The 2,682-nt window shown below is 57.6% G+C and carries 2 rRNA genes (1 of these 2 cut by a window edge); both read right to left on the reverse strand.

Annotated features, from left to right (window positions below):
* A 16S ribosomal RNA gene (locus tag AB0J10_RS31625) occupies positions 1–263 on the reverse strand (it extends 1,542 nt beyond the left edge of the window).
* 2,126 nt (positions 264–2,389) lie between these two features.
* Positions 2,390–2,682 (reverse strand): 23S ribosomal RNA (locus AB0J10_RS31630); the annotation flags it as partial.

Here is a 2,682-nt window from a genome sequence, read left to right on the forward strand (position 1 = left end):
AGAAGTTATCATGAATCACCAAAGAGCCCAGAGGGCATTGGTTTTTAATCTAATAAATACATCCCTTCCGAAGTCGGGATTTTTAGCATGTATTAGCTCTAGAATTACCACGGTTATCCAAGTAGTAAGGTACTATCAAATAAACGATAACTTATATAATGAGCCATTCGCAGTTTCGCTGTATAATTGCTTATACTTAGACATGCATGGCTTAATCTTTGAGACAAGCATATGACTACTGGCAGAATCAACCAGATAACTATCGTCCGCCGCGGAAAAACGGCAACCGGTGCTGCGAGCAGCGCCGGAGAGATGTCAAGTTCACTGGGTGGCGTCCGGAGACGCGCCGGGCAAAGCACCTGCGGCAGGAGCCGTGGGCGCCGTGCGAGCCGGCAATCCGCTTTCCCACTCATGTGTTCCCCAGCGAAGCCGTCGACCACACTGAGCCCGAACGGGCGGCGTGTGGCCTGGGGCACGCCAGGAGAAGGACTCAGCGCCCGACTTCAGCCATTGCGGCGTCCGGCGGGCGTGGTTGCCTTCCGTTGCTCGATGGTAGAACTCGCCAGAGGCCAGTAATCCACAGAACCCATCCCTACAGCGGCGATTGCCGGGGCATTCGTCGCCTTCAGGGCATCCCCAGTACGCCGTGAAGCCTGAGCGACCGGTTTCGTGGGGGCCGACCAACACTATGAATCCCTCGCTAGCGAGACCGGAGCCTGCAAGCCTGTTCAAGGGACCACGCAATGAAAGTCTTCAAGATATGGTACAGTTGTTTGATTGCGGTTGTGTTGTGGCCGGCCGATTGCTCGACTGGCCACCCGCTCTCACATACCCTCCGAGCTCTCTGGTGGGGCGCCCCCGCCACCCGGCACTCGTTGGCCACTTTTGATTTCCCGCAAAATTCATTTGTATGGCAAATCCAAAAAATCGACTCACGAACATACATTTCCAACAACGCACCACCCCCCCCTCTCGGCGCCGGGTTTCTCGGCACCAGCGCGCCCCCAGGCCTGCCAGCAGCCAGCCCACGTATTTCTTTTGCCCTTGCCGCCGCCCCCAGATGGTACAGGGTAGGTTCAGGGTAGGCCTTACCCTGCACCCCGACACAGGCGCCACCAGGAGGCTTTAGAGGCTAGAAGCGCTATAGGGAGGCCCTGGCCGAAGGCCCTGGCGTACGCTGCTATCGCTATGCCCATCTACGGGGGGCGCTAGAGGGAGCAGGTGGCCGCCAGGCTTGACCAGAAGCCGCACGTAACAAAGCATCAGCCTAGCACTATAACCACCCCGCCCACCTAAAACGCAGCCAGCGCAGCAGGAGTAGTAGGGTAGGCATATAGGCAGGCCCACGCCGCCCTAAAGGGGGCCCCGACCTCTCCTAGGTCGCCCCTATACGCCCGCGGCGGCTTATTTACGTGGTCGTGGGGTCTAGGGTAGGTAGTCCAGGCACCCCTCAGTTACCCTATACCACCATAAGGTATACTAAAATCAACCTACCCGGCAGCATTATAGGGTAGGTCAAAATCAGCTTACCTGGCACCACTATAGGGTAGGACAAAATCAGCTTACCTAGCGCCACCACCGACGACCAGGGCCAGCACGCCGCCATAAGGCCTCTCTCGCAAAGCACGTAGGAGCCAGAGCGCCTGCTAACAGCCCTTTCGCTTCTACCTACCCGGCACCAGCCACAGGGGCCCCTCCCCCATAGGCCCTACATACTGCCTAGTACGCCATCCCCGCCACCCGACCCTCGTTGGCCACTTTTCGATTTCCCGCTAAAATACCCTACACCAGCCTCCCAGGCACGTCCAAACCAGCTTACCCTACACCACTCCAGGGTGTACCAGAATCAATCTACCCCTACGTCAAGGCCCGGGCCAGCTAGCACCAGCTTACCCTACACCTACGCCCTACAGGTTAGGCCCTGCCGCAAGGCAAAGTCGACCAGGCCTACCCTACACCACCACAGGAAGGCCAGGACCAGCCAGCAAGGCGTCCTGCCCTCGGCCGACTCCAGGCAGCTTACCCTACACCACGGCTCGCGCAGCAGAACTCGCCCGGCGGTCAGCCCCAGGGCTCGAGATTTTGACCAAGTCAGCCTGGCTTACCCTGCACCCCCTCGCGCGCAGACAGGCGCCGGCAGCGCCCGCCCTCTCCAAAGACCGACCCCCAACGCATCCCCGTCTCGCGGGACCTGTATTGGGGAAATCGAGGCGAAGGACGGCTTACCCTCAGCAGATCGTAACAACAAGGCTACTCTACTGCTTACAGGACCGTTTCGCACAGCTAAGTCGTCTGCAAAGGATTTGACCCCGCTCGTGTTGAAATTACAATACGCGAAATACCACAACCACTCTTCCGTGGCCGTGGAGGAATCGCCTGCTGAGACGCTAAGCCGAAGCCTATTCTTGTCCATCTGTACGTGCGGGTGGTATCACCGCGTTCTGGCATGGATTCTGACTTAGAGGCGTTCAGCCATTATCCAGCAGATGGTAGCGTCGCGGCACTGCCCGGTCGGACAGCCGCAAAAACCAATTATCTGAATCAGTTGTTCCTCTCGTACTAAACTGAATTACCATTGCGGTGAGGTCATCAGTAGGGTAAAACTAACCTGTCTCACGACGGTCTAAACCCAGCTCACGTTCCCTATTAGTGGGTGAACAATCCAACGCTTACCGAATTCTG

It is taken from the genome of Streptomyces sp. NPDC049887 (assembly GCF_040656535.1).
GTDB lineage: Bacteria > Actinomycetota > Actinomycetes > Streptomycetales > Streptomycetaceae > Streptomyces.